Below are 26363 nucleotides of genomic sequence, written 5' to 3'. Positions count from 1 at the left end.
CGATGCCCACCCCCGAGCCGGCGCCCAGGGTGACACCGCCGCCCCGACGCATCCTGGTCGCGGGCACGAGCGGGTCGGGCAAGTCGACCCTCGCGGCGCGGATCGCGGAGGTCGGCGGCCTGCCCCACGTCGAGATCGACGCCCTGTTCCACGGCGCCGACTGGACGCCGCGGCCCGAGTTCGAGCGCGACGTCGACGCCCTCATCGCGCGACCGTGTTGGGTCACCGAATGGCAGTACACGTCGGTCCGCGGGCGCCTCGCCGCCGCCGCCGACGTACTCGTCTGGCTCGACTACCCACGGCCGCTCGTGATGCGACGCGTCGTCCGTCGGACGCTCGCACGGCGCATCCGGCGCATCGAACTCTGGAACGGCAATATCGAGCCGCCGCTGCGCACGATCGTGACCGACCCCGACCACATCATCCGGTGGGCATGGCGCACCCACGCCCGCCTGCCGGCGATGGTGCACGTCGCGGCGGCCGCGAACCCGGCGCTGGAGATCGTCCGACTTCGGAGCCCGCACGCGACGGAGCGGTGGCTGTGCGACTACGCCGAGGCGGTGGGCGTGTCGATCGCGCCGCCGAAGCGACGGTTCCGTCCGGCGTAGAGCTCGATCGCCTCCCAGAGGTCGACCCGGGAGAAGTCGGGCCAGAGCGTGTCGAGGAACACCATCTCGGCGTAGGCCGACTGCCACAGCAGGAAGTTCGACGTGCGCTGCTCCCCCGAGCTGCGCACGAAGAGGTCGACGTCGGGCAGGTCGGGCACGTAGAGGCGCTTCGCGATGAGCTTCTCGGACACCGCCGACGGCTTCAGGCGCCCGGATGCCACGTCGTCGGCGATCGATCGCACCGCGTCGGTGATCTCGTTGCGGCCGCCGTAGTTCACGCACATGGTGAGGGTGAGGGTGTCGTTGCCCGCGGTGAGTCGCTCGGCGAACTGCAGCTCGTTGATGACGGACGCCCAGAGCCGCGGCCTGCGCCCGGCCCAGCGGACGCGCACGCCCCACTCGTTGAGCTGGTCGCGCCGACGGTGCAGCACATCGCGGTTGTAGCCCATGAGGAAGCGCACCTCGTCGGGCGACCGCTTCCAGTTCTCGGTGGAGAACGCATAGACCGACAAGTGCTTCACGCCCGCCTGGATCGCGCCGGCGACGACGTCGAGGAGCGCCACCTCGCCGGCCTTGTGGCCCTCGATGCGGGTGAGCCCTCGGCGGTTCGCCCAGCGGCCGTTGCCGTCCATGACGATCGCGACGTGGCCGGGCACGGCGCCCTTCGGCAGCTCGGGCGGGTAGACGCCCGTCCAGTCGATGGGCCGGTAGGGCACGGCGTCGCGATGCGTGTAGGGCTTGGGGGTCACGTGGTCGTCGTTTCTCTCGAGACGTGCGGCAGCGAGCGCAGCCCGCGCTCGAGGTGCCACTGGGTGTAGGCGGCGACGATGCCGCTGGCCTGGTTGCGGTCGCCGGATCCCGCCGCCTCGGCGAACGCCCAGTCGCCGGCGAGCAGCGCACCGAGCAGCGCCACCGTGGAGCGGGCGATGCGCGGCGTGCCGGGCGGGGCGCAGTCGTCGCAGACCACGCCGCCGAGCTGCACCACGACGGCCGTGTGCTCGCCGGCGTTCCCGCACCGGGCGCAGTCCTGGAAGCTCGGGGCCCAGCCCGCGAGGGCGAGCGCGCGCAGCAGGTAGGAGTCGAGCGTCAGGCTCGCGCCGTGCTCGCCACGCGCCAGCGATCGCAGGCCGCCGACGAGCAGCAGGTACTGCTGCAGCGACCCCTCGTCCTCCGTGAGCTTGTCGGCCGCCTCGACCATGGCGTTCGCGGCCGTGTAGGCGGCGTAGTCCTGCGTGATCTCGGCGCCGTACGAGCCGATCGACTCGGCCTGCGTCACGACGTCGAGCGTGCGGCCCTCGTAGAGCTGCAGGTCGGCGACCATGAACGGCTCGAGCCGCGCCCCGAATTTCGAGCCCGTGCGCCGCACGCCCTTGGCGACCGCGCGCACCTTGCCGTGCCGCCTCGTGAGAAGCGTGAGGATGCGGTCGGCCTCGCCCAGCTTGTGGGTGCGAAGCACGACGGCTTCATCTCGGTAGACGGGCACCCTTCATTATCGCGCGCCCGTCGGACGCGGCGGCCGACGTGAGCGGCGCGAGCCGTCATGTGCCACCCGTGGCAGCGGTCGGGTGGTTCACTGGTGGCGTGGCCTCTGCACTCTTCGTCATCCCCCTGTGGCTCGACCTCACGGCGGTCGCGATCGGCGCCATCCAGGGCGCCATGTTCGCGGCCCGGCTCACGGAGCGGCGCATCGACCTGCTCGGCGTCGCGCTCATCGGGGTGATCGTCGGACTCGGGGGCGGCCTCCTCCGCGACATCCTGCTCAACCAGCTGCCGGCCGCGATCTCCGACAACTGGTACATTCCGGTCGCGACGGCGGCCGCCCTGCTCGGCATGCTGCTCCTCCGCGTCTTCACCCGCCTGAACGGGCTCATCATCGCGCTCGACGCGGTGACGATCGGCCTGTTCGGCGCGATCGGGACGTCGAAGGCGCTCGCCTACGGCGTGCCGGTCGTGCCGGCGATCTTCGTGGGCGTGATCTCGGCGGTCGGCGGCTCGATCCTGCGTGACGTGGCGCTCAACCTGCCGATCGCGCTGATGCACGTCGGCTCGCTCTACGCCATCGCGGCCACCGCCGGCACGACCCTGCTCGTCGTGCTCGTCGCCCTCGACGTGAACATCGTGGTGGCGGCGACCGCCTGCGTCATCGTCACGACGCTCACCCGCCTCGGTTCCGTGCGCTACGGGTGGAGCCTCCCCGAGCAGCGGGCGCTCGGGAGCTGGCGGGTGTGGCGGCGCGCATAGCGTCACGAGCGAACCGATGCCGCAGCGACGGCGGCGTGAGATGGCGGATGCCGCGCGCCGACGTGGGCGCGCGGCATCCGTGGCCCGTCAGACCGCGACGACCTCGCGCTCGGCCTCGGCGGCCACCGTGCCCCGGATCGCCCGGTTGACGGCGGAGACCACGGCCTTCAACGACGCCGTCGAGATGTCGGCGTCGATCCCGACGCCCCACAGCACTCGGCCGTCGACCTCGAGCTCGACGTAGGCGGCGGCGAGCGAGTCGCCGCTCGCCGAGAGCGTGTGCTCGACGTAGTCGCGCAGCTTCACGTCGACCCCCTCGGTGCCGAGCACCGCGAGGAACGCGGAGATGGGCCCGTTGCCGCTGGCGTCGGCCTCGATGCGCTCGTCGCCGTCGCGCAGCCCGACGCGGACATTGACGACCCCGTCGAGGGCGCTTTCGGTGCGCAGCGACAGCAGCTCGAATCGGCCCCACTTCTGCTCGGGGTGATCGGCCGGCGCCGGCAGGTACTCGTCGTTGAAGACGCGCCAGATCTCGTCGCTCGAGACCTCGCCGCCCTCGGCGTCGGTCTTCGCCTGCACGACGCCCGAGAACTCGATCTGCAGCTTGCGCGGCAGGTCGAGGGAGTGGTCCGCCTTCAGCAGGTAGGCGACGCCGCCCTTGCCCGACTGGGAGTTCACGCGGATGACGGCCTCGTAGCTGCGCCCCAGGTCGCGCGGGTCGACCGGCAGGTAGGGCACGGCCCACTCGAGCTCGTCGACCGTGACGCCGCGGCGCTCGGCCTCGGCCGCCATGGCCTCGAAGCCCTTCTTGATCGCGTCCTGGTGCGAGCCGCTGAAGGCCGTGTAGACGAGGTCGCCCGCCCACGGCTGGCGCTCGGGCACCGGCAGCTGGTTGCAGTACTCGGCGGTGCGCTTCACGACGTCGACGTCGGAGAAGTCGATCTGCGGGTCGATGCCCTGGGTGAACAGGTTGATGCCCAGCGCGACGAGGTCGACGTTCCCGGTGCGCTCCCCGTTGCCGAAGAGGCACCCCTCGATGCGGTCGGCGCCGGCCATGTAGCCGAGCTCGGCTGCGGCGATGGCGGTGCCGCGGTCGTTGTGGGGGTGCAGCGACAGGATGACGTTCTCGCGGTGGGCCAGGTGCCGGCTCATCCACTCGATCGAGTCGGCGTACACGTTGGGCGTGGCCATCTCCACCGTGGCCGGCAGGTTGATGATGACCTTGCGCTCGGGCGTCGGCTCGAAGACCTCGAGGACCTGGTTGCAGACGTCGACGGCGAACTCGAGCTCGGTGCCGGTGTAGCTCTCCGGCGAGTACTCGTAGTAGACCGTGGTGCCGGGGACCGACGACTCCATCTCACGGCATTTGCGCGCGCCGTGCAGGGCGATGTCGATGATGCCCTGCTTGTCGGTGCGGAACACGACCTCGCGCTGCAGCACGCTCGTGGAGTTGTAGAGGTGCACGATCGCCTGCTTCGCGCCCGCGATGGACTCGTAGGTGCGCTCGATGAGGTGGTCGCGGGCCTGCGTCAGCACCTGGATGGTGACGTCGTCGGGGATCGCGCCCTCCTCGATGAGGCTGCGCACGAAGTCGAAGTCGGTCTGGCTCGCGCTCGGGAACCCGACCTCGATCTCCTTGTAGCCCATGCGCACGAGCAGGTCGAACATGATGCGCTTGCGCTCGGGGCTCATCGGGTCGATGAGGGCCTGGTTCCCGTCGCGCAGGTCGACGGCGCACCAGCGCGGTGCGGCCGTGATGCGCTGGGACGGCCACGTGCGGTCGGGCAGGTCGACGCGGATCTGCTCGTGGAACGGACGGTAGCGATGCACGGGCATCGACGACGGCTTCTGGGTGTTCTGCATGAGGTGCTCTTCTCGCTTGTTCGGATGGATTCAGCCGACGACGAACTCCGCAGCGAGGGAGGCCTGGATTAGGACTCGCTGCGGCAGCTAAGGAGAAGCAGGCCGTGAAGCACGAGCCAAGGCTAACACCGAGGGGTGGGCCGAGCGCAAACATGACGGACGAGCGGATGCCGCGTGCTCGCGACATCCGCTCGTCGAAGCGCCTCGCGCGACCGTCAGTCGACCGCGAGCGCCACCACCGGCGCGACGCGCATGGCACGCCGTGTGGGGGCCACCGAGGCGACGAGCGTGAGCACCCCCGCAGCCAGGAGCAGTCCGCCGAACATGCCCCACGGGATGCCGGGCAGCACGAAGGTCGGCTCTCCCTGCGCGCCGCCGAGCAGCGCCTGCGCGCCGGCCCAGCCGTAGCCGAACCCGAGCACCAGTCCGAGCAGCGTCGCGGCGAGGGTCAGGGCCGCGCTCTCCGCGACGATCATCGTGCGCACCTGGCGGCGCTCGAAGCCCAGCGCGCGCAGCAGGCCCAGCTCGCGGGTGCGCTGCATGACGCTGAGCGACAGTGTGTTCACCATGCCGATGGCCGCGATGAGCGCGCTGAACCCGATCAGCACGGTGAAGATCGCCACGGTGACGTTCAGCATGTCGTCGATGCCCGCGTACATCTCGGGCTGCGCGCGCTGGGCCTCCAGCAGCATGGCGCGGTACGACTCCATGGTGACCGCGAACGTGGTGACGAGCGTCACCCCGATGACGAGGCCGATCGTCATGCGTGAACTGCGCTCGGGGTGGCGGACGGCGTTCTCCGCTGCCAGCCGCGGCGACGGCGAGCGGCCGAGCGCACGCCCGACGAGGCGGAGCACCGGGGGCAGGACGACCTGGGCGCCGAGCACGATGCCCGTGAACGAGACGATGCCGCCGACCATGCCGACCAGCACGCCGTAGGGTTCGGTGAGACCCCACACGACGCCGATCACGAGGAGGGCGATGCCGACGACGAACAGCACGAGCGCCACGACGTTGCGGCCCCGCCGCCGACCGAGCTCCTCGCGGTCCTGCTCGTGCGAGTCGCCTATGGCCTGGATCGGCCGCACCCGCAGCACGCGGCGCGAGCCCACCCACGACGCGAGCCACGTCGTGACCGCGACCGCGGCGGCGGGCAGCGCCACGACGGGGTTCAGGTAGTCGTACGCGGTGGCCGGCATGAGGTCGCTCGCCTCGGCGACCGCCTGGATGGCGAACGCCGCGGCCGTGCCGAGCACGACGCCCGCGAGCGCGCCGGCGAGCCCGATCAGCAGTCCTTCACGGGCGATCTGCGCGCGCTGCGACCGTGCACTGGACCCGAGGAGGCGCAGCAACGCGATGAGGCGGGTGCGGCCCGCCACCACCGTCGACACGGTGTTGGCGGTGACGATCGCGCTCACGTAGATGGCGATGACGATGAAGACGGTCGCGACGATGCCCAGGATGATCGCGACCGTCGTGCTCTCGCCGGTCACCTCGTCGGCCGCGATGGCCGCACCGAGCAGCCCGGTCACGTGCAGCAGCACGACACCGAAGGTGCCGGCGAGCGTGGCCACCACGAGGGTCGGCCATTGGTCCCTGAGTCTCGTGCGCATCACGCCGCGATCTCCATCGAGAGCATGAACGCGGAGATCTCCTCGGCCGACGAACGGGCGGCATCGCGGACGATGCGTCCGTCGGCCAGGAAGAGGATGCGATCGGCGTGGCTGGCCGCGACCGGATCGTGCGTGACCATCGCGATCGACTGCCCCGAGCGGGCGCTCGCCGTGGCGAGGAGGCCCAGCACCTCACGGCCGGTCCGCGAGTCGAGGTTGCCCGTCGGCTCGTCGGCGAACACGAGGTCGGGCCGCGTCGCCAGGGCGCGGGCGATGGCCACCCGCTGCTGCTGGCCGCCCGAGAGCTCGTGCGGGCGGTGCGTGAGGCGAGGGCCGAGGCCGAGGGTGTCGATCAGCTCGTCGATCCATGCCTGCTCGTCGCGGCTCGGCCGACGGCCGTCGAGCTCGAACGGGAGCATGACGTTGCCGCGCACGTCGAGCGTCGGCACCAGGTTGAACGACTGGAACACGAAGCCGATCCGGCGCCGGCGCAGCACGGTGAGCGCCGAGTCCGAGAGCTCGGTGATCTCCGTGTCGCCGAGCCACGCCCGTCCCGACGTGGGCGAGTCGAGGCCCGCCATGATGTGCATCAACGTGGACTTGCCGGAGCCCGACGGGCCCATGATGGCGGTGAAGTCGCCGCGGCGGAGCCCGAGCGAGACGTCGTCGAGTGCGGTGACCGTGCCGGCGCCGTGTCCGTAGCGCTTGCCGAGGCCCGTGACGCGGGCGATGAGACCGAGGTCGGAAGGTTGGATCTGCATGCCTCCGACGCTACGGACGGGGCCAGGACGTGGCATCCGGCCACCGGATGGTCCGGCGTCATCCTGCAGGATGACCCGCCCTCACTCGCCGAGGTCGTGCTCGTAGCCGAAGACCACCAACTGCACGCGATCGCGGAGCCCGAGCTTGGCGAGGATGCGGCTGACATGCGTCTTCACGGTGGCCTCCGACAGGTACTCGGATGCCGCGATCTCGGAGTTCGAGAGGCCGCGCGCCGCGAGGGCGAAGATCTCGCGCTCGCGCGGGGTGAGCTCCGACCACGCGGCCGGGGCCGGACGGCGGCCGTTGCCCCGGCCCACGTGGGCGAACAGCTCGCGCGTCGCCGCCGCGGCGATCACCTGGTTGCCCTGGTGCACGGTGCGGATCGCCGCGAGCAGGAACTCGGGGTCGGCGTCCTTGAGAACGAAGCCGCTCGCGCCCGCCCGGATCGCGCGCGCCGCGTTCTCGTCGAGGTCGAAGGTGGTGAGCACCAGCACCCGCGGCGGCGTGCGCCCATCGCGGTCGGCGTCGGCGAGGATGCGCTCGGTCGCGGCGATGCCGTCGAGCAGCGGCATCCGCACGTCCATGAGCATGACGTCGGGCCGGGCGCGGGCGGCGAGCTCCACCGCGGCGACGCCGTCGCCGGCCTCCCCGGTGACGGCGAGGTCGGGCTGCGATTCGACGAGCATCCGCACCCCTGCGCGGAACAGGGCCTGGTCGTCGACGAGGGCGACGCGGATGCCGCTCACGTGAGGCCGCCCGGCTGTGCGGGGATGTGCGCGCGGACCCGGAACGTGCCGTCGCCGGCCGGCTCCGCCGTCAGGGAACCTCCTGCGAGCTGCGCCCGCTCGCGCATGCCGGGGAGCCCGTGCCGGAGTCCGTGCGACTCCGCCGTCGCGGCATCCGCTCGCATCGCGTTGACGATCTCGAGGTCGACGCCCGCGCCGTCCCACGCGAGGCGCAGGTCGACGGGCGCGCCGGCGTCGCCGTGGCGGAGCGCGTTCGTCAGGCTCTCCTGGGCGATGCGGTAGACGGCGATCTGGTGCCCTGTTCCGAGGGCGAGGCGGTCGCCGGTCTCGGCATAGCGCACGTCGAGACCTGCGGCGCGGACACGGTCGATGAGGCCGTCGAGGTCGTCGAGCACCGGCTGCGGCGATCCGGACTCGTCGTGACGGAGTTCGGCGAGCAGCACCCGCACGTCGCCGAGCGCACCGCGCGCGACGTGCGAGATCGTCTCGAGGGCCCCGACGGCGGCCTCGGGGCGCGTGCGAGCGGCGAAACGCGCGCCGTCGGCCTGGGCGATGACCACCGCGAGCGAGTGGGCCACCACGTCGTGCATATCCCGCGCGATGCGGTTGCGCTCCTGCTCGACCGCGTAGCGGTACTCGACGAGGGCGCGCTCGCGGTTGGCGGCGTCCTCCCTGCGACGCACCTCGCGGGAGTCGCGGATCGAGCGGATGAGCAGGCCCGCCGTCCAGGCGAGCACCAGCACGGCGATCGAGGCGACGAAGAGGAAACCGAGCGCGAAGGCGAGCCCGATCCCGTCCTGCGTGATCGGCGCCGCCTGCCCGAAGATCGGCTTCACCAGCGCGAGGTAGATGGTGGCCACGACCGCCCCGGCGCCCGCGCTCGCGAGGCCGGCCCACTTCACCAGGCGGCCGCCGTGCGCTGCGGTCGAGTACAGGACCCCCAGCACCGCGGCATCGTAGAGCTGCAGGTCGCGCAGGGTCCCCATCTGCAGGATCGCGGCCCCCCAGGCGATGCCGAGCGACCACGCGGGCGACAGCCGCCGCACCGAGAGGGCCGCCGTGAAGCCCGCGAGCACCACCACGTCGACGCCGTTGCCGAGCAGGGCGAACGGCAGGCAGGCCAGTGCGAACACGACGGCGAGGACGATGTCGGTCGTCAGCTTGCCGCGGCTCAGGGTGTTCACCGAACCACCGTACGCGGTGCTCGAGAGCGACGACGGCGTCTCACGCCGGAATCATCCTCGAGTCGTACGCGAGGCGCGGCCGGACCGGACGGCCGTGGCTGCATGGCGCGGGCGACGGCTCAGAACCCCAGTCGGCCGAGCTGCTTCGGGTCGCGCTGCCACTCCTTCGCGACCTTGACGTGCAGCGCCAGGTGCACCTTGCGACCGAGCAGGCCCTCGATCTGCGCGCGTGCGGTGGTGCCCACCTCGCGCAGTCGCGCACCGCCTTTGCCGATGATGATGCCCTTCTGGCTGTCGCGTTCGACGTAGAGGTTGGCGTAGATCTCGAGGAGGTCCTTGTCCTCGCGCTCGACCATGTCGTCGACGGTCACGGCGATGGAGTGCGGCAGCTCGTCGGAGACGCCCTCGAGCGCCGCCTCGCGGATGAACTCGGCGATGCGCTCGCTCGTGTCCTCGTCGGTCAGCGTTTCGGCAGGATAGAGCGGCTGGTCGGACTCGGGCAGGAGCGCGAGGAGCTCGTCGACGAGCACCTCCAGCTGCTCGCCGCGCGGCGCGGACACGGGGATGATCGACGCCCACTCCCGCAGCTCGGACACGGCGACCAGCTGCTCGGCGACCTTGGCCTTCGACGCGGCATCCGTCTTCGTGACGATCGCGACCTTCTTCGCGCGCGGATACTGGTCGAGCTGCTCGTTGATGAACCGATCGCCGGGGCCGATGGGCTCATCGGCGGGCACGCAGAACGCGATCACGTCGACGTCGCCGAGCGTCGACTGCACGAGCGAGTTCAGACGTTCGCCGAGCAGCGTGCGCGGTCGGTGGAGGCCCGGCGTGTCCACGAGGATCAGCTGGCCGTGCTCGCGGTGCACGATGCCGCGGATGGCACGACGGGTGGTCTGCGGCTTCGAGCTCGTGATCGCCACCTTCTCGCCGACCAGCGCGTTGGTCAGCGTCGACTTGCCGACGTTCGGACGCCCGACGAACGAGACGAATCCGGCTCGGTACTCAGCCACGGTGGTTCCTTCCTTCGATGTCGCCCTGGTCGAACGCCGCCTGGGCGTCGATGAGGGCCTGGTCGCGCTCGACGAGGATGGTCGCGATGCGCTTGCGACGCCCCTCGGTGCGCTCGGCCTCCAGGAGGAGCCCCGACACGGTCACGCGCTCCCCCGGCTGCGGGAGCCGGCCGAGCTCCTTGGCGAGCAGCCCGCCTGCGGAGTCGACGTCCTCGTCCTCGAGGTCGAGTCCGAACAACTCCCCGAGCTCGTCGACGGGAAGGCGTGCATTGATGCGATAGCGCCCGTCGCCGAGGGCCTCGACCTGCGCCGCCTCCCGGTCGTACTCGTCGGAGATGTCGCCGACGAGCTCCTCGATGAGGTCTTCCAGCGTGGCGAGGCCGGCGATCCCGCCGTACTCGTCGACGACCATCGCGAGGTGGTTCGACTCCAACTGCATCTGCCGCAGCAGGGCGTCGGCCTTCATCGAATCGGGCACGAACATCGCCGGTCGCGCGAGCTCGCCGACCGTGAGGTCCTCGGCGTCGAGCGGCCGCTCGAACCCGAGCCGGGCGAGGTCGCGCAGGTACAGGATGCCCACCACGTCGTCGGCGTCGTGCTCGATCACGGGGATGCGCGAGTAGCCCGCCTTGAGGAACAGCGCCATCGCGTGCGGCAGGTGCGCCGACGCGTCGATGGTGATCATGTCGGTGCGGGGCACCATGACCTCGCGCACCACGGTGTCGTTGAACTCGAAGATCGAGTGGATGAGCTCGCGGTCGCCCTCCTCGAGCACGTCGAGCTCGGTCGCCTCGTCGACCATGCTCAGCAGCTGCTCCTCGCTGGAGACGCCGGCGAAACGGATGCGCCCGGGCGTCACCCGGTTGCCGAGCGACACGAGGGCGTTCGCGAGTGGGCCGAGCAGCACGCGCAGGAAGTGGACGAGCGGCGCGGTGAGCCGCAGCACCGCGTCGGCGTGGGCCCGCCCGACCGACCGCGGGCTGGCGCCGACCAGCACGAACGAGACGGCCGTCATGATCAGCGCCGACCAGAGCAGCACGAGCCAGACGTTGTCGAGGAACGAGGTGAACGCGAGCGTCACGAGCACGGCCGCCGTCGTCTCGGCGAGGATGCGCATGAAGTTCACGGCGTTCACGTGCGCGCCGGTGTCGTCGGCGATGGCGAGGAGCGAACGACGCGCGCGGGAGCCGAGCGCGAGGTCGGTGACATCCGCCCGGCTGGTCGCGCCGATCGCCGAGTCGACGGCCGCCATGAGGCCGCCGAAGGCGACGAGCACGAAGGCTGCGCCGAGGAAGATCCAGGGCTGCATGGTCAGCGGCGTCGCTCCTGCATGGTGAAGCCGACGAGGATGTCGCGCTGGATGCCGAACATCTCCTTCTCCTCATCGGGCTCCGCGTGGTCGAACCCGAGCAGGTGCAGGATGCCGTGCGTCGTGAGCAGCAGCAATTCGTCGAGCAGCGGATGCCCCGCGGTGCGCGCCTGCGCCTCGGCGACCTGCGGGCACAGCACGACGTCGCCGAGCAGTCCGGGCGGCGCCGGCTGGTCCTCGGTGCCCGGACGGAGCTCGTCCATCGGGAAGCTCAGCACGTCGGTGGGACCGGGCTCGTCCATCCACTGGACGTGCAGCTGCTCCATCGCTCCCTCGTCGACGAGCACGATCGCGAGCTCGGCGTCGGGGTGCACGTGCATCGCGTCGAGCGCGTACACGGCCAGCCGCTGCAGGGCGGCTTCGTCGACCTCGACGGCGGACTCGTTGTTGACCTCGATGCTCACGCGCGGTGCTCCTCTTGGGCGATCACTTGGACTTCCGCGGCAGGTGGTCGCGGGGCGCGGTGCCGCGGCGCTCTGCACGGTTGGCGAACTCGCGTGCCTGGTCGCGCTCGAAGCGCTGCGCCTGGGTGCGCTGGTCGTACTCGGTGTAGGCGTCGACGATGCGGCCGACGAGGCTGTGGCGCACCACGTCGTCGCTCGTGAGCCGTGCGAAGTGGATGTCGTCGACGTGGTCGAGGATGCGGGTGACGAGCCGGAGCCCGCTCGCGCCGCCGGGGAGGTCGACCTGGGTGACGTCGCCGGTCACCACCATCTTCGAGCCGAACCCGAGCCGGGTGAGGAACATCTTCATCTGCTCGGGGGTGGTGTTCTGCGCCTCGTCGAGCACGACGAACGAGTCGTTCAGGGTGCGGCCGCGCATGTAGGCGAGCGGCGCCACCTCGACGGTGCCGGCCGCGAGCAGCTTCGGCACCATCTCGGGATCCATCATCTCGTTGAGCGCGTCGTAGAGCGGCCGCAGGTAGGGGTCGATCTTGTCGGTGAGGGTGCCGGGGAGGAATCCGAGCCGCTCACCCGCCTCGACGGCCGGGCGGGTGAGGATGATGCGGTTCACCTCCTTGCGCTGCAGGGCCTGCACGGCCTTCGCCATGGCGAGGTAGGTCTTGCCGGTGCCGGCCGGGCCGATGCCGAACACGATGGTGTTCTCGTCGATCGCGTCGACGTACTGGCGCTGACCCTCGGTCTTCGGGCGGATGGTGCGCCCTCGGGCGGAGACGATGACCTGTCCGAGCAGCTCGGACGGCTTGGCATTGGGATCGGCTTCGAGCATGCGGGCCGAGCTCCTCACTTCGGTGGGTGTCGGGTCCTGGCCGGCTCTGACGAGCTCCAGGAGTTCTTCGATGAGGCGGCGGACGCGCCGGCGGTCGTCGGCGGCGCCCCGGATGGTGATCTCGTTGCCGCGCACGTGCACCTCGACGCCGGGGTGCTCGCGCTGGATGGTGGTGAGCAACCGGTCCTGCGGGCCGAGGAGTCGCACCATGGCGATGCCGTCGATGCGGAGGCGCTCCTCGTCGTCGCGGAGCGGCTGCCCGGCAGCCGCCTCTGAGCCCTGCGCGTCAGCCGGCAAGCGAACCCTCCTCGAGGCCGCCCGCGAGCACGTGCGCGTGCACGTGGAAGACGGTCTGCCCGGCTCCGGCGCCGGTGTTGAACACGAGCCGGAAGTCGCCGTCGGCGAGGTCGGCGGCGATGCCACGGGCGACGGCGACGAGCTCGGCGAGCAGGTCGGGGTCGCCCTCGGCGAGCTCTGCCACGTCGCGGTAGTCGCCCTGCTTGGGCGTGACGATCACGTGCACGGGTGCCTTCGGCGCGATGTCGTGGAACGCGATCACCCGGTCGGTCTCCGCCACGATCTGCGCGGGGATCTCACGGGCGGCGATGCGCTCGAACAGGGTCGGCTCCGCGGCGGACTGGGTCATCTGCCCATCGTAGCGACGGATGCGTCACCACCGCCCGAGGCTTGCGTTCAGCACCGCGATGGCCGCAGGGCCGGCCGTGGAGGTGCGCAGCACCGAGGCCCCGAGCCGCACGGGCTCGGCCCCTGCGGCCACGAGCGCCTCGAGCTCGGACGGCGCGATGCCGCCCTCGGGGCCGACGACGAGCGCGAGGTCGCGGCCGTCGGGGCGCAGTTCGGTGAGCGCCGTCGTCGCGGTCGGCTCGAGGAGGAGCATCCGGGAGCCCTCGACCACGGCCGCAAGCGCACCGGTCGCGGTGACGGATGCCACGGGCGGCAGCCACGAGCGGATCGACTGCTTCACGGCCTCGCGCACGATCGTCGCCCAGCGCTGCCGGCCCTTCTCGGCCTTCGGCCCCTCCCAGCGCGACACCGAGCGCGAGGCGGCCCACGGCACGATCGCGTCCACGCCGAGCTCGGTGGCGGCCTGCACCGCGAGCTCGTCGCGATCGCCCTTCGCGAGCGCCTGCACGAGCGTGATGCGGATCGCAGGCGGCTCCTCGACGATGACCTCGTCGGCCTCGAGCGTGAGCTCGCGGGGCCCGGTCGCCGTGACGATGCCGAGCACGCGGATGCCGCGGCCGTCGCCGATCGCGATCCGCTCCCCCGTGCGCACCCGCGACACCGTCACCGCGTGCCGAGCCTCGTCGCCCGAGAGCCGGACGGTGGCACCGGGGGCGACGGACGCGAGGTCGAGGGACTCGTCGAGGTAGAGGTGGCTCATCGCGGCATCCGTCAGCCGAGGAAGCGGTCGCGGAGCCGCGCGAAGAGGCCCTGCTGGAAGTGGCTGAGCGCCGGGCCGGCCGCCTTCTTCGAGTGGGCGAACTGCTGGATGAGGTCGCGCTCCTTCGAGGAGAGCTTGGTGGGCGTGATGACCTGCACGCCGATCTTCAGGTCGCCACGACCGGTGCCGCGCAGCTTCGTGACGCCACGGTCCTTCACGGTGAGGATCTCGCCGCTCTGGAGTCCGGCATGGAGCTCGACGCGAACGTCGCCGTCGAGCGCCGGGATCGTGGTGTCGGCGCCGAGCACCGCGTCGGTCATGGCCACCTCGAGCGTGCAGAGCAGGTCGTCGCCGTTCCGGCTGAACACATCGTGGTTGCGCACCTTGATCTCGAGGTAGAGGTCGCCGTTCGGGCCCCCTGCCGGGCCGGCCTCGCCCGATCCGGGCATCTGCAGGCGCACGCCGGTGTCGACGCCGGCGGGGATGTCGACCGGCACGGTGCGGCGGGCGCGAACGCGGCCCTGGCCCTGGCAGGTGACGCAGGGCGTGGCGATGACGGTGCCGTAGCCGCGGCAGGTTCCGCAGGGGCTCGAGGTCATGACGTTGCCCAGCAGGGAGCGGACCGCGCGCTGGATCGAACCCGTCCCGTGGCAGATGTCGCACGTCACGGGCGACGTGCCCGGCTGGCAGCACGAGCCGTGGCAGGTCTCGCAGAGGATCGCGGTGTCGACCTCGATGTCGCGGTGCGTGCCGAAGATGACCTCCTCGAGCCCCACCTCGACACGGATGAGCGCGTCCTGGCCCCGTTCACGCCGCGACCGCGGCCCGCGTGTCTGCTGGCCGGCGCCGAAGAAGGTCTCGAAGATGTCCCCGAACCCACCGAAGTTCTGGCCGCCGGCGCCGCCGAATCCGCCTTGGCCGCCGAGGTCGTACTGCTCACGCTGCCTCGGGTCCGACAGCACGTCGTACGCGTGCGTGACCATCTTGAACCGCTCCGATGCATCGGCGCCCGGGTTCACGTCGGGGTGCAGCTCGCGCGCGAGGCGGCGGTAGGCCTTCTTGATCTCATCGGGGGTGGCGTCACGCGAGACGCCGAGGACCTCGTAGTGGTCTGCCACGGAGGGCGTGTCCTTTCGAATTGCCGGATGCCGGTCGATGCGACGGCAGCGGGGAATCAGCTCTCGCCGAGGGTGCGGGAGAGGTAGCGGGCGACGGCTCGCACAGCCGCCATGCTGTTGGAGTAGTCCATGCGGGTGGGGCCGACGATGCCGAGGCGCGAGACGTCGCGGCCGGGGATGGCGAACGCGCTCGACACGACAGAGGTCTCGCCGAGGCCGAACGAGGCGTTCTCGCGCCCGATGCGCACGGCGACGGCGTGCTCGTCACCGGCCATCTCGCCGAACAGCCGGAGCAGCACGACCTGCTCCTCGATCGCCTCGATGACCCCGAGGATCGACCCGGCGAAGTCCTGCTCGGTGCGCACGAGGTTGGCCGCCCCGGCCACCACGAGCCGGTCGTGTCGCTGGGCGCGCGCCTGCTCGGCGAGGGTCGCCGCGATCGTCTGCACGACGGCGGCGTGGCGGCCGTCGGCGCCGGGGATCTCGCCGGAGAGGGCGTCCGCGGCATCCGCCATCGTCCGCCCGTCGGCCAGGTCGTTGAGTCGCACCCGCAGCGCGGAGAGGGTCTCGTCGTCGACCGGCTCGTCGAGCACGACGAGGCGCTGCTCCACCTGCCCCGAGTCGGCGATCAGGATGCAGAGCACGCGGTCGGGCGCGAGGGAGACGAGCTCGACATGGCGCACGCGCGCGCTGCCGAACGAGGGGTACTGCACCACGGCGAGCTGCTTCGTCAGCTGGGCGATGAGCCGGACCGTGCGGGCGAGCAGCTCGTCGAGGTCGCTCGATTCGCCGAGGAAGGTCTCGATGGCCTGGCGCTGCGCCTGGCTCAGCGGACGCACGTCGGTGAGCTGGTCGACGAAGACGCGATAGCCCTTGTCGGTCGGGATGCGACCCGACGAGGTGTGCGGCGCCGCGATGAGCTCCTCCTCCTCGAGGAGGGCCATGTCGTTGCGGATCGTGGCGGCGGACACGCCGAAGGAGTGGCGCTCGACGATCGTCTTCGAACCCACCGGCTCGCGGGACGCGACGTAGTCCTGCACGATGGCGCGGAGCACTGCGAGACTGCGTTCGGAGACCATGGTCCTCGCTTCCCTCACCGCTTAGCACTCGTTCTGACTGAGTGCCAATCCTACCGCGAGAATCAGGGTCAGCACCGTTGCCGGGCCGCACGGCGCAGCGCTACCGTATGGGTACCCCGCGAGGCACCTTGCCTGCACCTTCCCTGCTGCAGTCGCGGTTCACCCCTTCTGAACCCCCCTGAAAGGCACGCACATGACCGACCCCAACGTCCAGCCGTCGGATCCGACGGGGCAGACCCCGCCTCCGCCTGCCGCACCGGCGACGCCCGACCCCGCCACGCACACCGCGCCGCCGCTGACCCACGAGCAGGACGTGCAGTGGGGCTCGTTCGCCCACCTCGGCGGCGTGCTCGGCTTCCTGCCGTCGCTCATCATCTGGCTCGTCTTCAAGGACCGCGGCGCGTTCACGAACACCGAGGCGAAGGAGGCGCTGAACTTCCAGATCACCCTCGTCTTCGGCTACATCATCTCGGCCATCCTCGTGGTCGTCTTCATCGGCGCGCTGCTCATGTGGGTCGTCTGGATCGTGGGCGTCGTCTTCTCGATCATCGCGTTCCTCCAGGCCAAGGACGGCAAGCACTACCGCTATCCGTTCGCCATCCGCCTCATCAAGTAGGCGCACGCCGGCAGCATCGATCCGCCCGTCGCGGGAGCGCCTATTCCCGCGGCGGGCGTTGCTGTGCCAGCATGAACCCGAACGAGTCTCGCCGAACGGACGAGCCCGAAGAAGGAGACCTCAATGTCCGACCAGACCCCGCCTCCGCCACCCCCGCAGGGACCCCCGCCGCCCCCGCCCCAGGGACCGCCGGCGCCGCCGCAGAACCCCTATGGCCAGAGCCAGCAGCTCAGCCCGAGCGATGAGAAGCTCTGGTCGACGCTCGTGCACATCGGCGGCATCTTCTTCAGCTTCGTGCCGGCGCTGCTGGGGTACCTGATCCTCAAGGACAAGGGCCCCTTCGTGCGCGAGCACACCGCGACCGCGCTGAACTTCCAGATCACCATGGCGATCGCCTACGTGGTCGGCATCGTGACGACGTTCATCGTGATCGGCATCTTCATCCTGATCGCGGTGTGGGTGCTCGTGATCGTCTTCAGCATCATCGCCGCGGTGAAGGCCAACCAGGGCCAGCTCTACACCTACCCGCTCACGATCAAGTTCGTGAGCTGAGCCTCACTCCTCCAGCAGGCGCCGCACCACGGCGTCCGCGAGCAGCCGCCCTCGTCTGGTGAGCGTCAGCACACCGGCGAGGGCGGCCTTCGCGTCCACGAGGCCATCCGCGATCAGGCCGACCACCGCGTGCCGCCCGCCCGCGTGCAGCGTGTCGATCCTGATGCCTTCCCGGATGCGCGTCAGGAGCAGCACCCGCTCGGTCTCCCGGGTGCCCGCGTCGAGCACCTCGCGTCCGACCGCGGGCGAGAGCTCCGCCGTGACCCGCTCCGCGTAGGCGGCCGGGTGCTTCGCGTTCCACCAGCGCACGCCTCCCACATGGCTGTGCGCGCCGGGACCCACGCCCCACCAGTCGTCGCCACGCCAGTACCCGAGGTTGTGGCGCGAGCGCTGCGAGGCATCCATCGCCCAGTTGCTCACCTCGTACCACTCGTACCCGGCCGCACCCAGCAGGTCGTCGGCGAGCTCGTACATGTCGGCCTCGAGGTCGTCGGACGGCGTCGCGAGCTCCCCGCGACGGATCTGGCGGGCGAGCTTCGTGCCCTCCTCGACGATGAGCGCGTAGGCGCTGACATGGTCTGGGCGCTCGGCCACCACCGCCTCGACGCTCCGGCGCCAGTCGCCCAGCGACTCGCCCGGCGTGCCGTAGATGAGGTCGAGGCTCACGTCGAGCCCGGCGTCGCGCGCCCAGCGCACCACGAGCGGCACCCGCGCGGGGTCGTGCGTGCGGTCGAGTGCCGCGAGCACGTGCGGCACCGCCGACTGCATGCCGAACGACACGCGCGTGAACCCCCCGTCGGCGAGACGACGCAGGTCGTCGGGTCCGACCGAGTCGGGGTTCGCCTCGGTCGTGACCTCGGCGCCCTCCTCGAATCCGAACTCGTCGCGCACGGCGCCGAGCATGCGCACCAGGTCGTCGGCGGGCAGCAGCGTCGGCGTGCCGCCCCCGAAGAACACGGTCGAGGCGAGGCGATGCGGCACTCCGGATGCCTCGAGCACCCGTCGCGACATCCGGATCTCACCGATCGCGTGGTCGGCGTAGTCCACCTGCCGCGCCCCCCTGAGTTCACCGGCGGTGTACGTGTTGAAGTCGCAGTAGCCGCAGCGCACCCGGCAGAACGGGACGTGCACGTAGACGCCGAACGCGCGCTCATGGGCGCCGACTGCGGCGGATGCCGGGACGAGGCCGTCGAGCGGCGCCGGATCGCCGAGCGGAAGGGCCGAGCCCACCGGCTACACGCCGCCCGCGGGGTGCAGGGCCCGCAGTTCGACGCGGGTGAGCTCCCGGCGCTTGCGGCGCTGCCGAGGAGCCACGAGGCGACGGATGCCGCCGGCGGTGCCGAGCAGCGACCGGATCGTGAGCCACACGGTGTCGTCCTCGCGGCGCTCGAGGATGAAGGACTCCTCGCCGCTCTCGGGCCCCTCCGCCGTGGTGCCGTAGGCGAAGCCGACGCGGTCGGGCTCGTCGATCACGTAGACGACGAGCACCGGGGTGTCGTGGTGGCGGAAGCGGCCCGAACGACGCAGCGTCGCGGTCATGCCGGCGGCGATGTACGGCGTGCCGTCGGCGCCGAAGCGCTCCTCGGTGCGCGGCGACGGCTGCTCGGCGAGCGGCGCTCCCTCGGCGTCGTAGACGATGCCCGGGTACTGCGCGCCCGTGCCCGTCGACACGTCGACGACCTCGAAGCCGGCGCCCTGCTGGATGCCCCAGGTCATGAGCGACTCCGCGGCGCGCTCGAAGCGCTCGATCCCGCTGCCGAGGCGCACGGAGTCCTCGGCAGGGCGATAGCCCTCGGGCGGGTAGCGCAACAAGTCGGGGGCGAGCGTCGCCCCGATCGCCCCGTAGGTGACCGACTGGTCGGTGAAGGTGCTTCGTCGGGTCATCGGGAACCTACTTCTTCGCGTCCTTCTTCTCGGTGTCGCCCGAGAGCGCGGCGATGAACGCCTCTTGGGGGACCTCGACGCGGCCGACCATCTTCATGCGCTTCTTGCCCTCCTTCTGCTTCTCGAGGAGCTTGCGCTTGCGCGTGATGTCGCCGCCGTAGCACTTGGCGAGCACGTCCTTGCGCATCGCGCGGATCGACTCACGCGCGATGATGCGGGCGCCGATGGCGGCCTGGATGGGCACCTCGAACTGCTGGCGCGGGATGAGCTCGCGCAGCCGCCCCGTCATGAGCACGCCGTAGGCGTACGCCTTGTCGCGGTGCACGATCGCGCTGAACGCGTCGACCTGCTCGCCCTGCAGCAGGATGTCGACCTTGACGAGGTCGGCGGCCTGGTCGCCGGTGGGCTCGTAGTCGAGCGACGCGTAGCCCGCGGTCTTCGACTTGAGCTGGTCGAAGAAGTCGAACACGATCTCGCCGAGCGGCATGTTGTAGCGGATCTCGACCCGGTCCTCACCGAGGTACTCCATGCCGAGCAGCGTGCCGCGGCGCGACTGGCAGAGCTCCATGATGGTGCCCACGTAGTCCTTCGGCGCGAGGATCGCGGCGCGCACCATGGGCTCCCGCACCTCGGAGATCTTCGCCCCGGTCGGGAACTCGCTCGGGTTCGTGACCGTGACGGTCTTGCGGTCCTCCGTGGTCACCTCGTAGACCACCGACGGCGCGGTGTTGATGATGTCGAGTCCGAACTCGCGGCGAAGCCGCTCGGTCACGATCTCGAGGTGCAGCAGGCCCAGGAACCCGGCGCGGAAGCCGAAGCCGAGGGCGACCGAGGTCTCGGGCTCGTACGCGAGCGCGGCATCCGACAGCTTGAGCTTGTCGAGCGCCTCGCGCAGCTCGGGGTAGTCGCTGCCGTCGATCGGGTAGAGACCCGAGAAGACCATCGGCAGGGGCTCGGTGTAGCCGGGCAGCGCCTCCGTGGCCGACTTCGCGGCCGTGGTGACGGTGTCGCCGACCTTCGACTGGCGCACGTCCTTCACGCCGGTGATGAGGTAGCCGACCTCGCCGACGCCGAGCCCCTTCGTGGGCGTGGGCTCGGGCGCGCTCACGCCGATCTCGAGGATCTCGTGCGTCGCCTTCGTCGACATCATCTGGATGCGCTCGCGCGGGTTCAGCTGGCCGTCGACCATGCGGACGTAGGTGACGACGCCGCGGTAGCTGTCGTAGACGGAGTCGAAGATCATGGCCCGTGCCGGGGCGGTCGCGTCGCCGACCGGAGCCGGGATGCGCTCGACCACCCGGTCGAGGAGCTCCTCGACGCCGACCCCCGTCTTGCCCGACACCTTGAGCACGTCGTCGGGCGAGCCGCCGATGAGGTCGGCGAGCTCGCGCGCGTACTTCTCGGGCTCCGCCGCGGGCAGGTCGATCTTGTTCAGCACGGGGATGATCTCGAGGTCGTTCTCGAGGGCGAGGTAGAGGTTCGCGAGCGTCTGCGCCTCGATGCCCTGCGCGGCGTCGACGAGAAGGATCGCTCCCTCGCAGGCGGCGAGCGAGCGGGAGACCTCGTAGCTGAAGTCGACGTGTCCGGGCGTGTCGATCATGTTCAGGGCGTACGACGTGTCCCCCACCTGCCAGGGCATGCGCACCGCCTGGCTCTTGATCGTGATGCCGCGCTCGCGCTCGATGTCCATGCGGTCGAGGTACTGGGCGCGCATGTCACGGTCGGAGACGACCCCGGTGATGCCGAGCATGCGGTCGGCGAGGGTGGACTTGCCGTGGTCGATGTGGGCGATGATGCAGAAGTTGCGGATCAGCGCGGGGTCGGTGGCAGCAGGCACCGGCGGATTGGCGGCTCGAGGGGACATCCCCACGATTCTCCCATGACTTTCGGTTCGCACTTTCGACGGATGCCGCCGTCAGGGCCGCCGGGCTACGCTGACAGCATCATGACCGTGATGGAAGACACCGACGCGCGCGTCGCGCCGTCCGCGCTCCGGCCGGTCTTCTTCACGCTCCGGCTCGGCCTGCACCTGCTCGTCGTCGGGCTCACGCTCTTCGTCGTCGTGCGCGCCCTGCTCGAGGACGCACCGACCGAGGTGCCGGTCACCATCCTCGCCGTGGCGTTCCTCGCCTGGTACGGCGCCGGCGTCGCCGTCGCGCACCGTCACTTCCCGACGTGGGCCCGCGTGCTGTGGCTCGTCGGCCTCCTGCTCCTGTGGCTGGCGATGTCGTTCCTGACACCGGATGCCGCGTTCCTCGCGTTCCCCCTCTTCTTCCTCGAGCTGCACGTGCTGGCGACGCCCATCGCGGTGCCGCTCGTCGTCATCACGTTCGGGCTCTCGGTCTGGGGCACGGCGTCGCACCTCGGGTTCGAGGTGGGCACCATCCTCGGGCCGATGATCAGCGCGGGCGTCGCCATCGTCATCGGCTCGGGCTACCGCGCCATGTCGCAGGAGACCCGCGATCGGCAGGCGCTCATCCTCGACCTGCTCGCCACCCGCGAGGAGCTCGCCGCGGCGAGCCGCGAGGCGGGCACGCTCGCCGAGCGCGAGCGCCTCGCCCGCGAGATCCACGACACCGTCGCCCAGGGCCTCTCGAGCATCCAGATGCTGCTCCATGCGGCCGAGCGCGACATCACCGACGAGCCCACGCGCGAGAAGCTGCGGCTCGCGCGCGAGACCGCCGCCGACAACCTCGGCGAGACGCGTCGCTTCATCCGGGAGCTCACGCCTCCGTCGCTCGATGAGCAGACGCTGCCCGCCGCGCTGCGCCGGCTCACCGACGCGATCAACGACCAGGCCGAGCAGTCGGGGTCGTCGACACGGGTGAGCTTCCGCCTCAGCGGCGACGCGGTGATGCTGCCCATGGCGATCGACGCGACCCTGCTGCGCATCGCGCAGGGTGCGCTCGCCAACGTGCTGCGCCACTCCGGCGCGGAGCGGGCCGAATTGACGCTGAGCTACCTCGGCGACGAGGTCGCGCTCGACGTCGTCGACGACGGGATCGGGTTCGACCCGCGCGCCGCCCAGCGCGAGGAGACCGACGGGGTCGCCTTCGGCCTGCGCGCCATGCGGCAGCGGGCCGAGCGGCAGGGCGGGTCGATCGAGATCGAGTCGGCTCCTGGCGATGGCACCGCGGTGTCCGTGCGCATCCCGGTGGTGCCCGTATGATCCGGCTCCTGCTCAGCGACGACCACCCTGTCGTGCGCGCCGGCATCCGCGCCCTGCTCGAGTCGGAGGCCGACCTCGAGGTGATCGCCGAGGCGGCGACGGCCGAGGACGCGGTTCGCCTCGCCGCGGCATCCGACGTCGATCTCGTGCTCATGGACCTGCAGTTCCCCGGCGCCATGCAGGGGGCGGAGGCGACGCGACGCATCCGCTCGCACCACGGCGCCCCGCGCGTGCTCGTGCTCACCAACTACGACACCGACGCCGACATCCTCGGTGCGATCGAGGCCGGCGCGAGCGGCTACCTCCTGAAGGATGCGCCGCCCGCCGAGCTCGTGGCCGCCGTGCGGGCCGCGGCCGTCGGCGAGGCGGCGCTCGCCTCCTCGGTGTCCTCGCGCCTCGACGCCTCCCAGGGCGCCGAGCGCCTCACCGTTCGCGAGGCCGAGGTGCTCACGCTCGTGGCCGACGGCCGGTCGAACCGCGACATCGGTCGCGAGCTGTTCCTCAGCGAGGCGACTGTGAAGTCGCACCTCGTGCACATCTTCACGAAGCTCGGGGTCGGCTCCCGCACGGCCGCCGTGGCACGGGCCCGCGAGCTCGGGGCGATCCGGTCGGGTTGACGGATGCCCCGCGCCCGCGTCGTGCTCGTGCACGGACTCCGCACCTCGGCCACGATGTGGCGGCGGCAGCTCGCCGCGCTCGCGCGTCACGACATCGACGCGGTCGCGATCGACCTCCCGTCGCACGGCACGCGCAGCGGCGAGCCGTTCACCCTCGACGACGCCATGCGGGTGATCGGCGAGGCGGTCCCCGAACGCGAGGCGCACGCGTCGAGCACGCCGACGCTGCTCGTCGGCCTCAGCCTCGGCGGGTACCTGTCGATCGAGTTCGCCTCGCGGCATCCGGGGCGGATCGACGGACTGGTCGCCGCCTCGTGCGGCACGCGGCCACGGGGCGTCGGACTCGAGGGCTATCGGCGGATCGCCGCGCTCATCGCCCGGCTCCCCGACCACGGGCGCGGCCTGAACGAGCTCACCGCGCGCATGTTCCTCCCGCCCGATGGGGTGGCGGACGTGCTGGCCGGGGGCGTCGCGCTGCACGCCATGGCCCCCGTGCTCGGTTCCATCGGCGGCCTCGACATCGAGGCCGCGCTCGCGCGCATCGACGTGCCGGTGTGGCTGGTGAACGGCCGCCTCGACCACTTCCGCATCGAGGAGCGGCGGATGCTCCGTGCCGCACCCCGCGCACGCCTGGTGATCGTCCCCGGCGCGACGCACCTCGTGAGCCTCGTGCGCCCCGAGGAGTTCACCGCCGTCGTACTCGGTGCCGTCGCCGAGCTGGAGTGGGAGCAGGTGCGGCGCCTGCGGCGGCGAGCACGGTCCGACACGTCGGCCTAGCGGCGGAGTCGATGGTCCGCCACCCCTTGCGGCTCGCCCCGACGCGGACGAGCCTCGTGCGCAGGAGCGGACGGAGGATCGACATGCAGCGCACGTATCCCGAGGGCGTCCCGTCGTGGATCGACCTCGAGGCGCCCGACCTCGACGAGGCCCAGCGGTTCTACGGCGGTCTCTTCGGGTGGACGTTCGAGGCCGCCCCTGGCCCCCGGGGCGACGCGGCGTACGTCGTCGCCCACCTCGATGGCCGAGCGGCGGCCGGCCTCGGCGCAGCGGCGGCGGAGGCGCCGGCTGTGGATCCCCCGACGTGGAACACGTACGTGGCCGTCGCCGACCTCGATGCCGCCGTCGCACGGGTCGCCGGAGCCGGCGGGCACGTCATCGACGGGCCGGCCGACGTGGGGCGGGCCGGGCGGGCGGCCGGCGTGGTCGATCCGGCCGGTGCACGATTCCGGCTCTGGCAGGCGGGCGCTCGGGCAGGCGTGCAGGTCGTCAACGAGCCCGGCGCGTGGAACTTCAGCGACCTGCACACATCCGCCCCCCACGAACCCGGCTTCTACGAGGACGTGTTCGGCTGGGAGTTCGCCGACCTCGGGTTCGCCACCCTCATCCGCTGCCCCGGCTACGGGGACCACCTCGCGGCCACCGTCGACCCCGACATCCGGCAACGGCAGGCGAGCGCGATCACGCCGCCCAGGTTCGAGGACGCGATCGGGTGGCTGGCGCCGTCCCACGACGGCGAACCGCCGCACTGGCACGTCACCTTCACCGTCGCCGACCGTGACGAGGTCGCATCGACCGCCGAGCGCCTCGGCGCCACCGTGCTGGCCTCGACCGACACCCACTGGACCCAGGAGGCCCTCATCCGCGACCCGCAGGGCGGGGTGTTCACGGCCAGCCGGTTCGTGCCGCCCGAGCAGTGAGCCCAGCGCCGTCGAACCGTGCGCCGTCGAACCCTGCCCTGTCGTAGCCCGCCGATCCGCCGCTTTGGTGGGTCGAAGGCGAACTGGTATCGTTGTCTGTTGGCTTCCGTGTGGGTCCCACCCCGCACGATTCGCCGGTGAGGCCCCTCTACCTTCATCGGCACATCCGGTACCCACACACGAACGAAAGATACCCACGTGGCAAACATCAAGTCGCAGATCAAGCGCATCCGCACCAACCTGAAGGCGCAGGAGCGCAACAAGGCCGTCAAGAGCGAGGTCAAGAGCGCCGTGCGCGCCGCCCGCGAGGCGATCGCCACCGGCGACAAGGACAAGGCGACGACCGCCCTGCGCAACGCGACCCGCAAGCTCGACAAGGCCGCCAGCAAGGGCGTCATCCACAAGAACCAGGCCGCGAACCGCAAGTCGGCCATCGCGAAGCAGGTCGCCGCGCTCTGACGCACGACCGTTGACGAAGGCCCCGCACATCGTGCGGGGCCTTCGTCGTCTGCGCGGCAGGACGCTCCTTCAGGACGGCGTGCGCCCGCGAGCGGCGATGACGCCGACCAGCCGTTCGAGCGCGAACACGGGATCGCGCTCGGCGCCCTTGACGGCGGCGTCGGTCGCGGCGAGCGACTCGATGGCTCGCTGGAGGCCATCGTCGGTCCAGCCGGCGAGGTCTCGGCGGGCGCGATCGACCTGCCACGGCGCGAGCCCGAGCGACGATGCCACCTGCGGGCCGCCTCCCCTGACGCCCGACACCTTGGCCATCGTGCGCACCTTCATCGCGAACGCCGCCACCATGGGCACCGGATCGGCGCCGCTGTCGAGGGCGTGCCGGAGTGCCACCAGTGCTTCGCCGTGGCGCCCCGCGATCGCCGCATCGGCGACGGCGAAGGCGTTCGTCTCCACGCGCCCGCCGTAGTAGCGCCCGACGACGGCTTCGGTGATCTCGCCCGGTGCGTCGGCGATGAGCTGACGACATGCGGCCGAGAGCTCGGCCAGGTCGTCGGCGAACGCCGCGACGAGCGCACGCAGCGCCCTGGCGTCGATCCTGCGTCCGGCGGCACGGAACTCCGCCGCCGCGAAGTCCTGCTTCTCGGATTCCCGCTTGAGCTCGGCGCAGACGATCTCGACGCCGGCGCCCGATCCCGCGCGGATGGCGTCGAGGAGCTTCTTGCCGCGCTGACCCCCCGCGTGCCGCAACAGCAACGTGGTGCCGTCGGCGGTCTGCTCGAGGTACTCGAGCGCGTCGATGAGGAAGTCGTCGCTGGCCCGCTCGACGGCGGTGACGCGGATGAGCCGTGGCTCGCCGAACAGCGACGGGCTGGCGAGGGTGAGCAGTTCGCCACGGCGGTAGCCGTCGGCCTCGAGATCGCTCACCTCGAGCGCGGGGTCCTCGGATCGTAGGAAGTCGCGCAGCATCGTGCTCGCGCGTTCGGCGAGGACCGTCTCGGCGCCGCTGACGAGCACCACCGGAGCCGGGCGGATCTCGTTCCACGAGAGCTGCGGGATCGCGGCCGCCTTCGCTCGCGTCGTACCTGCTCGCGTCGCACCTGCTCGCGCTGCCACCGCACCTCCCCGTTCGGGTGCAAGT

The 26363-nt window shown here is 71.3% G+C and carries 28 protein-coding genes; 9 read left to right on the top strand and 19 right to left on the bottom strand.

The window, feature by feature from the left end:
* Positions 1 to 2: 2 nt before the first annotated feature.
* Positions 3 to 608 (top strand): AAA family ATPase, encoded by a 606-nt coding sequence (locus tag J2X63_RS13980; RefSeq protein WP_309978284.1) that lies wholly within the window; start codon positions 3 to 5, stop codon positions 606 to 608.
* Here J2X63_RS13980 and J2X63_RS13975 read toward each other — a convergent pair.
* Together J2X63_RS13975 and recO are read right to left on the bottom strand one after the other, a co-directional pair.
* A complete protein-coding gene (locus J2X63_RS13975; RefSeq protein ID WP_309978281.1) occupies positions 548 to 1357 on the bottom strand; it encodes an isoprenyl transferase in 810 nt (269 codons plus the stop codon). The genes J2X63_RS13980 and J2X63_RS13975 overlap by 61 nt on opposite strands.
* A complete protein-coding gene (recO, locus tag J2X63_RS13970; protein WP_309978279.1) occupies positions 1354 to 2091 on the bottom strand; it encodes a DNA repair protein RecO in 738 nt (245 codons plus the stop codon). Before recO ends, J2X63_RS13975 begins: the two co-directional genes overlap by 4 nt.
* 98 nt (positions 2092 to 2189) lie before the next feature.
* Here recO and J2X63_RS13965 point away from each other — a divergent pair, with 98 nt between their 5' ends.
* Positions 2190 to 2849 carry a TRIC cation channel family protein gene (locus J2X63_RS13965; protein ID WP_309978277.1) on the top strand — a complete coding sequence of 220 codons (660 nt, stop codon included), beginning with the start codon at positions 2190 to 2192 and terminating at the stop codon, positions 2847 to 2849.
* Between the two features lie 87 nt (positions 2850 to 2936).
* On the opposite strand, the gene leuA is transcribed toward J2X63_RS13965, so the two are convergent.
* The 13 genes from leuA to hrcA form a co-directional block, all read right to left on the bottom strand.
* Complete coding sequence (leuA, locus tag J2X63_RS13960; protein WP_309978275.1) at positions 2937 to 4712, bottom strand: 2-isopropylmalate synthase; 1776 nt, start codon at positions 4710 to 4712, stop codon at positions 2937 to 2939.
* Positions 4713 to 4927: 215 nt separating this feature from the next.
* Positions 4928 to 6325, bottom strand: coding sequence for an FtsX-like permease family protein (locus J2X63_RS13955; RefSeq protein WP_309980141.1), 1398 nt, complete (start codon positions 6323 to 6325; stop codon positions 4928 to 4930).
* Positions 6325 to 7086 (bottom strand): ABC transporter ATP-binding protein, encoded by a 762-nt coding sequence (locus J2X63_RS13950; protein WP_309978274.1) that lies wholly within the window; start codon positions 7084 to 7086, stop codon positions 6325 to 6327. Before J2X63_RS13950 ends, J2X63_RS13955 begins: the two co-directional genes overlap by 1 nt.
* 81 nt (positions 7087 to 7167) lie before the next feature.
* The gene (locus tag J2X63_RS13945; protein ID WP_309978272.1) at positions 7168 to 7833 is read right to left on the bottom strand and encodes a response regulator transcription factor; all 666 of its coding nucleotides are present in this window, start codon (positions 7831 to 7833) and stop codon (positions 7168 to 7170) included.
* Positions 7830 to 9017: a histidine kinase gene (locus tag J2X63_RS13940; RefSeq protein WP_309978270.1), complete on the bottom strand. Its 1188-nt coding sequence runs from the start codon at positions 9015 to 9017 to the stop codon at positions 7830 to 7832. The genes J2X63_RS13945 and J2X63_RS13940 overlap by 4 nt, the downstream gene beginning before the upstream one ends.
* 119 nt (positions 9018 to 9136) lie before the next feature.
* Positions 9137 to 10030 carry a GTPase Era gene (era, locus tag J2X63_RS13935; RefSeq protein WP_309978268.1) on the bottom strand — a complete coding sequence of 298 codons (894 nt, stop codon included), beginning with the start codon at positions 10028 to 10030 and terminating at the stop codon, positions 9137 to 9139.
* Positions 10023 to 11339: a hemolysin family protein gene (locus J2X63_RS13930; RefSeq protein WP_309978266.1), complete on the bottom strand. Its 1317-nt coding sequence runs from the start codon at positions 11337 to 11339 to the stop codon at positions 10023 to 10025. The genes era and J2X63_RS13930 overlap by 8 nt, the downstream gene beginning before the upstream one ends.
* Before the next feature lie 2 nt (positions 11340 to 11341).
* Positions 11342 to 11803, bottom strand: a complete 462-nt coding sequence (gene ybeY / locus J2X63_RS13925) for an rRNA maturation RNase YbeY (RefSeq protein WP_159605275.1) — start codon at positions 11801 to 11803, stop codon at positions 11342 to 11344.
* Positions 11804 to 11825: 22 nt separating this feature from the next.
* Positions 11826 to 12839 (bottom strand): PhoH family protein, encoded by a 1014-nt coding sequence (locus J2X63_RS13920; RefSeq protein WP_309980139.1) that lies wholly within the window; start codon positions 12837 to 12839, stop codon positions 11826 to 11828.
* 76 nt (positions 12840 to 12915) lie between these two features.
* Positions 12916 to 13275 carry a histidine triad nucleotide-binding protein gene (locus J2X63_RS13915; RefSeq protein WP_309978263.1) on the bottom strand — a complete coding sequence of 120 codons (360 nt, stop codon included), beginning with the start codon at positions 13273 to 13275 and terminating at the stop codon, positions 12916 to 12918.
* Between the two features lie 24 nt (positions 13276 to 13299).
* On the bottom strand, positions 13300 to 14034 hold the full coding sequence (locus J2X63_RS13910; protein ID WP_309978261.1) for a 16S rRNA (uracil(1498)-N(3))-methyltransferase: 735 nt from the start codon (positions 14032 to 14034) through the stop codon (positions 13300 to 13302).
* A gap of 11 nt (positions 14035 to 14045) precedes the next feature.
* Positions 14046 to 15152, bottom strand: a complete 1107-nt coding sequence (dnaJ, locus tag J2X63_RS13905; RefSeq protein ID WP_309978259.1) for a molecular chaperone DnaJ — start codon at positions 15150 to 15152, stop codon at positions 14046 to 14048.
* 56 nt (positions 15153 to 15208) lie between these two features.
* Positions 15209 to 16231: a heat-inducible transcriptional repressor HrcA gene (gene hrcA / locus J2X63_RS13900; RefSeq protein ID WP_309978257.1), complete on the bottom strand. Its 1023-nt coding sequence runs from the start codon at positions 16229 to 16231 to the stop codon at positions 15209 to 15211.
* Between the two features lie 193 nt (positions 16232 to 16424).
* Between hrcA and J2X63_RS13895 the strand changes: the two genes are divergently transcribed.
* Positions 16425 to 16847, top strand: coding sequence for a DUF4870 domain-containing protein (locus J2X63_RS13895; protein WP_309978255.1), 423 nt, complete (start codon positions 16425 to 16427; stop codon positions 16845 to 16847).
* Between the two features lie 123 nt (positions 16848 to 16970).
* Positions 16971 to 17399, top strand: coding sequence for a DUF4870 domain-containing protein (locus J2X63_RS13890; protein WP_309978252.1), 429 nt, complete (start codon positions 16971 to 16973; stop codon positions 17397 to 17399).
* 3 nt (positions 17400 to 17402) lie between these two features.
* Here the strand turns inward: J2X63_RS13890 and hemW are convergent, their stop codons facing one another.
* The 3 genes from hemW to lepA are packed head-to-tail and all read right to left on the bottom strand — an operon-like array spanning position 17403 to position 21147.
* Entirely contained in the window at positions 17403 to 18629 is a 1227-nt protein-coding gene (gene hemW, locus J2X63_RS13885; protein ID WP_309978250.1) for a radical SAM family heme chaperone HemW, read from the bottom strand.
* A 3-nt stretch (positions 18630 to 18632) separates the two neighbouring features.
* Positions 18633 to 19283 (bottom strand): DUF1990 family protein, encoded by a 651-nt coding sequence (locus J2X63_RS13880; protein ID WP_309978249.1) that lies wholly within the window; start codon positions 19281 to 19283, stop codon positions 18633 to 18635.
* A 7-nt stretch (positions 19284 to 19290) separates the two neighbouring features.
* Positions 19291 to 21147: a translation elongation factor 4 gene (lepA, locus tag J2X63_RS13875; protein WP_309978246.1), complete on the bottom strand. Its 1857-nt coding sequence runs from the start codon at positions 21145 to 21147 to the stop codon at positions 19291 to 19293.
* An 81-nt stretch (positions 21148 to 21228) separates the two neighbouring features.
* On the opposite strand from lepA, the gene J2X63_RS13870 reads away from it, so the two are divergent.
* The 5 genes from J2X63_RS13870 (at position 21229) to rpsT (ending at position 25225) form a co-directional block, all read left to right on the top strand.
* On the top strand, positions 21229 to 22452 hold the full coding sequence (locus tag J2X63_RS13870) for a sensor histidine kinase (protein ID WP_309978245.1): 1224 nt from the start codon (positions 21229 to 21231) through the stop codon (positions 22450 to 22452).
* Positions 22449 to 23069 carry a response regulator transcription factor gene (locus J2X63_RS13865; protein WP_309978243.1) on the top strand — a complete coding sequence of 207 codons (621 nt, stop codon included), beginning with the start codon at positions 22449 to 22451 and terminating at the stop codon, positions 23067 to 23069. The genes J2X63_RS13870 and J2X63_RS13865 overlap by 4 nt, the downstream gene beginning before the upstream one ends.
* Before the next feature lie 3 nt (positions 23070 to 23072).
* Positions 23073 to 23846, top strand: coding sequence for an alpha/beta hydrolase (locus J2X63_RS13860; protein ID WP_309978241.1), 774 nt, complete (start codon positions 23073 to 23075; stop codon positions 23844 to 23846).
* 83 nt (positions 23847 to 23929) lie between these two features.
* Positions 23930 to 24766 (top strand): VOC family protein, encoded by an 837-nt coding sequence (locus J2X63_RS13855; protein ID WP_309978240.1) that lies wholly within the window; start codon positions 23930 to 23932, stop codon positions 24764 to 24766.
* A 198-nt stretch (positions 24767 to 24964) separates the two neighbouring features.
* Positions 24965 to 25225 carry a 30S ribosomal protein S20 gene (rpsT, locus tag J2X63_RS13850; RefSeq protein ID WP_159607402.1) on the top strand — a complete coding sequence of 87 codons (261 nt, stop codon included), beginning with the start codon at positions 24965 to 24967 and terminating at the stop codon, positions 25223 to 25225.
* Positions 25226 to 25294: 69 nt separating this feature from the next.
* On the opposite strand, the gene holA is transcribed toward rpsT, so the two are convergent.
* A complete protein-coding gene (holA, locus tag J2X63_RS13845) occupies positions 25295 to 26338 on the bottom strand; it encodes a DNA polymerase III subunit delta (RefSeq protein ID WP_309978237.1) in 1044 nt (347 codons plus the stop codon).
* Between the last annotated feature and the right edge of the window lie 25 nt (positions 26339 to 26363).

The organism is Agromyces sp. 3263 (assembly GCF_031456545.1).
In the GTDB taxonomy this organism is placed as follows: domain Bacteria; phylum Actinomycetota; class Actinomycetes; order Actinomycetales; family Microbacteriaceae; genus Agromyces.
Note: the sequence above shows the minus strand (reverse complement) of the source record. Positions and strands in the feature narration are given on the sequence as shown.

Excerpts from the sequence above, each read along its gene's own strand:
- J2X63_RS13920 (WP_309980139.1), bottom strand. The coding sequence starts at position 12,839 with ATGGTGCGACTCCTCGGCCCGCAGGACCGGTTGCTCACCACCATCCAG.
- hrcA (WP_309978257.1), bottom strand. The coding sequence starts at position 16,231 with ATGGTCTCCGAACGCAGTCTCGCAGTGCTCCGCGCCATCGTGCAGGAC.
- J2X63_RS13880 (WP_309978249.1), bottom strand. The coding sequence starts at position 19,283 with ATGACCCGACGAAGCACCTTCACCGACCAGTCGGTCACCTACGGGGCG.
- J2X63_RS13865 (WP_309978243.1), top strand. The coding sequence starts at position 22,449 with ATGATCCGGCTCCTGCTCAGCGACGACCACCCTGTCGTGCGCGCCGGC.
- J2X63_RS13860 (WP_309978241.1), top strand. The coding sequence starts at position 23,073 with ATGCCCCGCGCCCGCGTCGTGCTCGTGCACGGACTCCGCACCTCGGCC.
- J2X63_RS13980 (WP_309978284.1), top strand. The coding sequence starts at position 3 with ATGCCCACCCCCGAGCCGGCGCCCAGGGTGACACCGCCGCCCCGACGC.
- J2X63_RS13950 (WP_309978274.1), bottom strand. The coding sequence starts at position 7,086 with ATGCAGATCCAACCTTCCGACCTCGGTCTCATCGCCCGCGTCACGGGC.
- J2X63_RS13910 (WP_309978261.1), bottom strand. The coding sequence starts at position 14,034 with ATGAGCCACCTCTACCTCGACGAGTCCCTCGACCTCGCGTCCGTCGCC.
- J2X63_RS13955 (WP_309980141.1), bottom strand. The coding sequence starts at position 6,325 with ATGCGCACGAGACTCAGGGACCAATGGCCGACCCTCGTGGTGGCCACG.
- J2X63_RS13895 (WP_309978255.1), top strand. The coding sequence starts at position 16,425 with ATGACCGACCCCAACGTCCAGCCGTCGGATCCGACGGGGCAGACCCCG.
- J2X63_RS13930 (WP_309978266.1), bottom strand. The coding sequence starts at position 11,339 with ATGCAGCCCTGGATCTTCCTCGGCGCAGCCTTCGTGCTCGTCGCCTTC.
- J2X63_RS13855 (WP_309978240.1), top strand. The coding sequence starts at position 23,930 with ATGCAGCGCACGTATCCCGAGGGCGTCCCGTCGTGGATCGACCTCGAG.
- J2X63_RS13915 (WP_309978263.1), bottom strand. The coding sequence starts at position 13,275 with ATGACCCAGTCCGCCGCGGAGCCGACCCTGTTCGAGCGCATCGCCGCC.
- leuA (WP_309978275.1), bottom strand. The coding sequence starts at position 4,712 with ATGCAGAACACCCAGAAGCCGTCGTCGATGCCCGTGCATCGCTACCGT.
- J2X63_RS13890 (WP_309978252.1), top strand. The coding sequence starts at position 16,971 with ATGTCCGACCAGACCCCGCCTCCGCCACCCCCGCAGGGACCCCCGCCG.
- J2X63_RS13870 (WP_309978245.1), top strand. The coding sequence starts at position 21,229 with ATGACCGTGATGGAAGACACCGACGCGCGCGTCGCGCCGTCCGCGCTC.
- lepA (WP_309978246.1), bottom strand. The coding sequence starts at position 21,147 with ATGTCCCCTCGAGCCGCCAATCCGCCGGTGCCTGCTGCCACCGACCCC.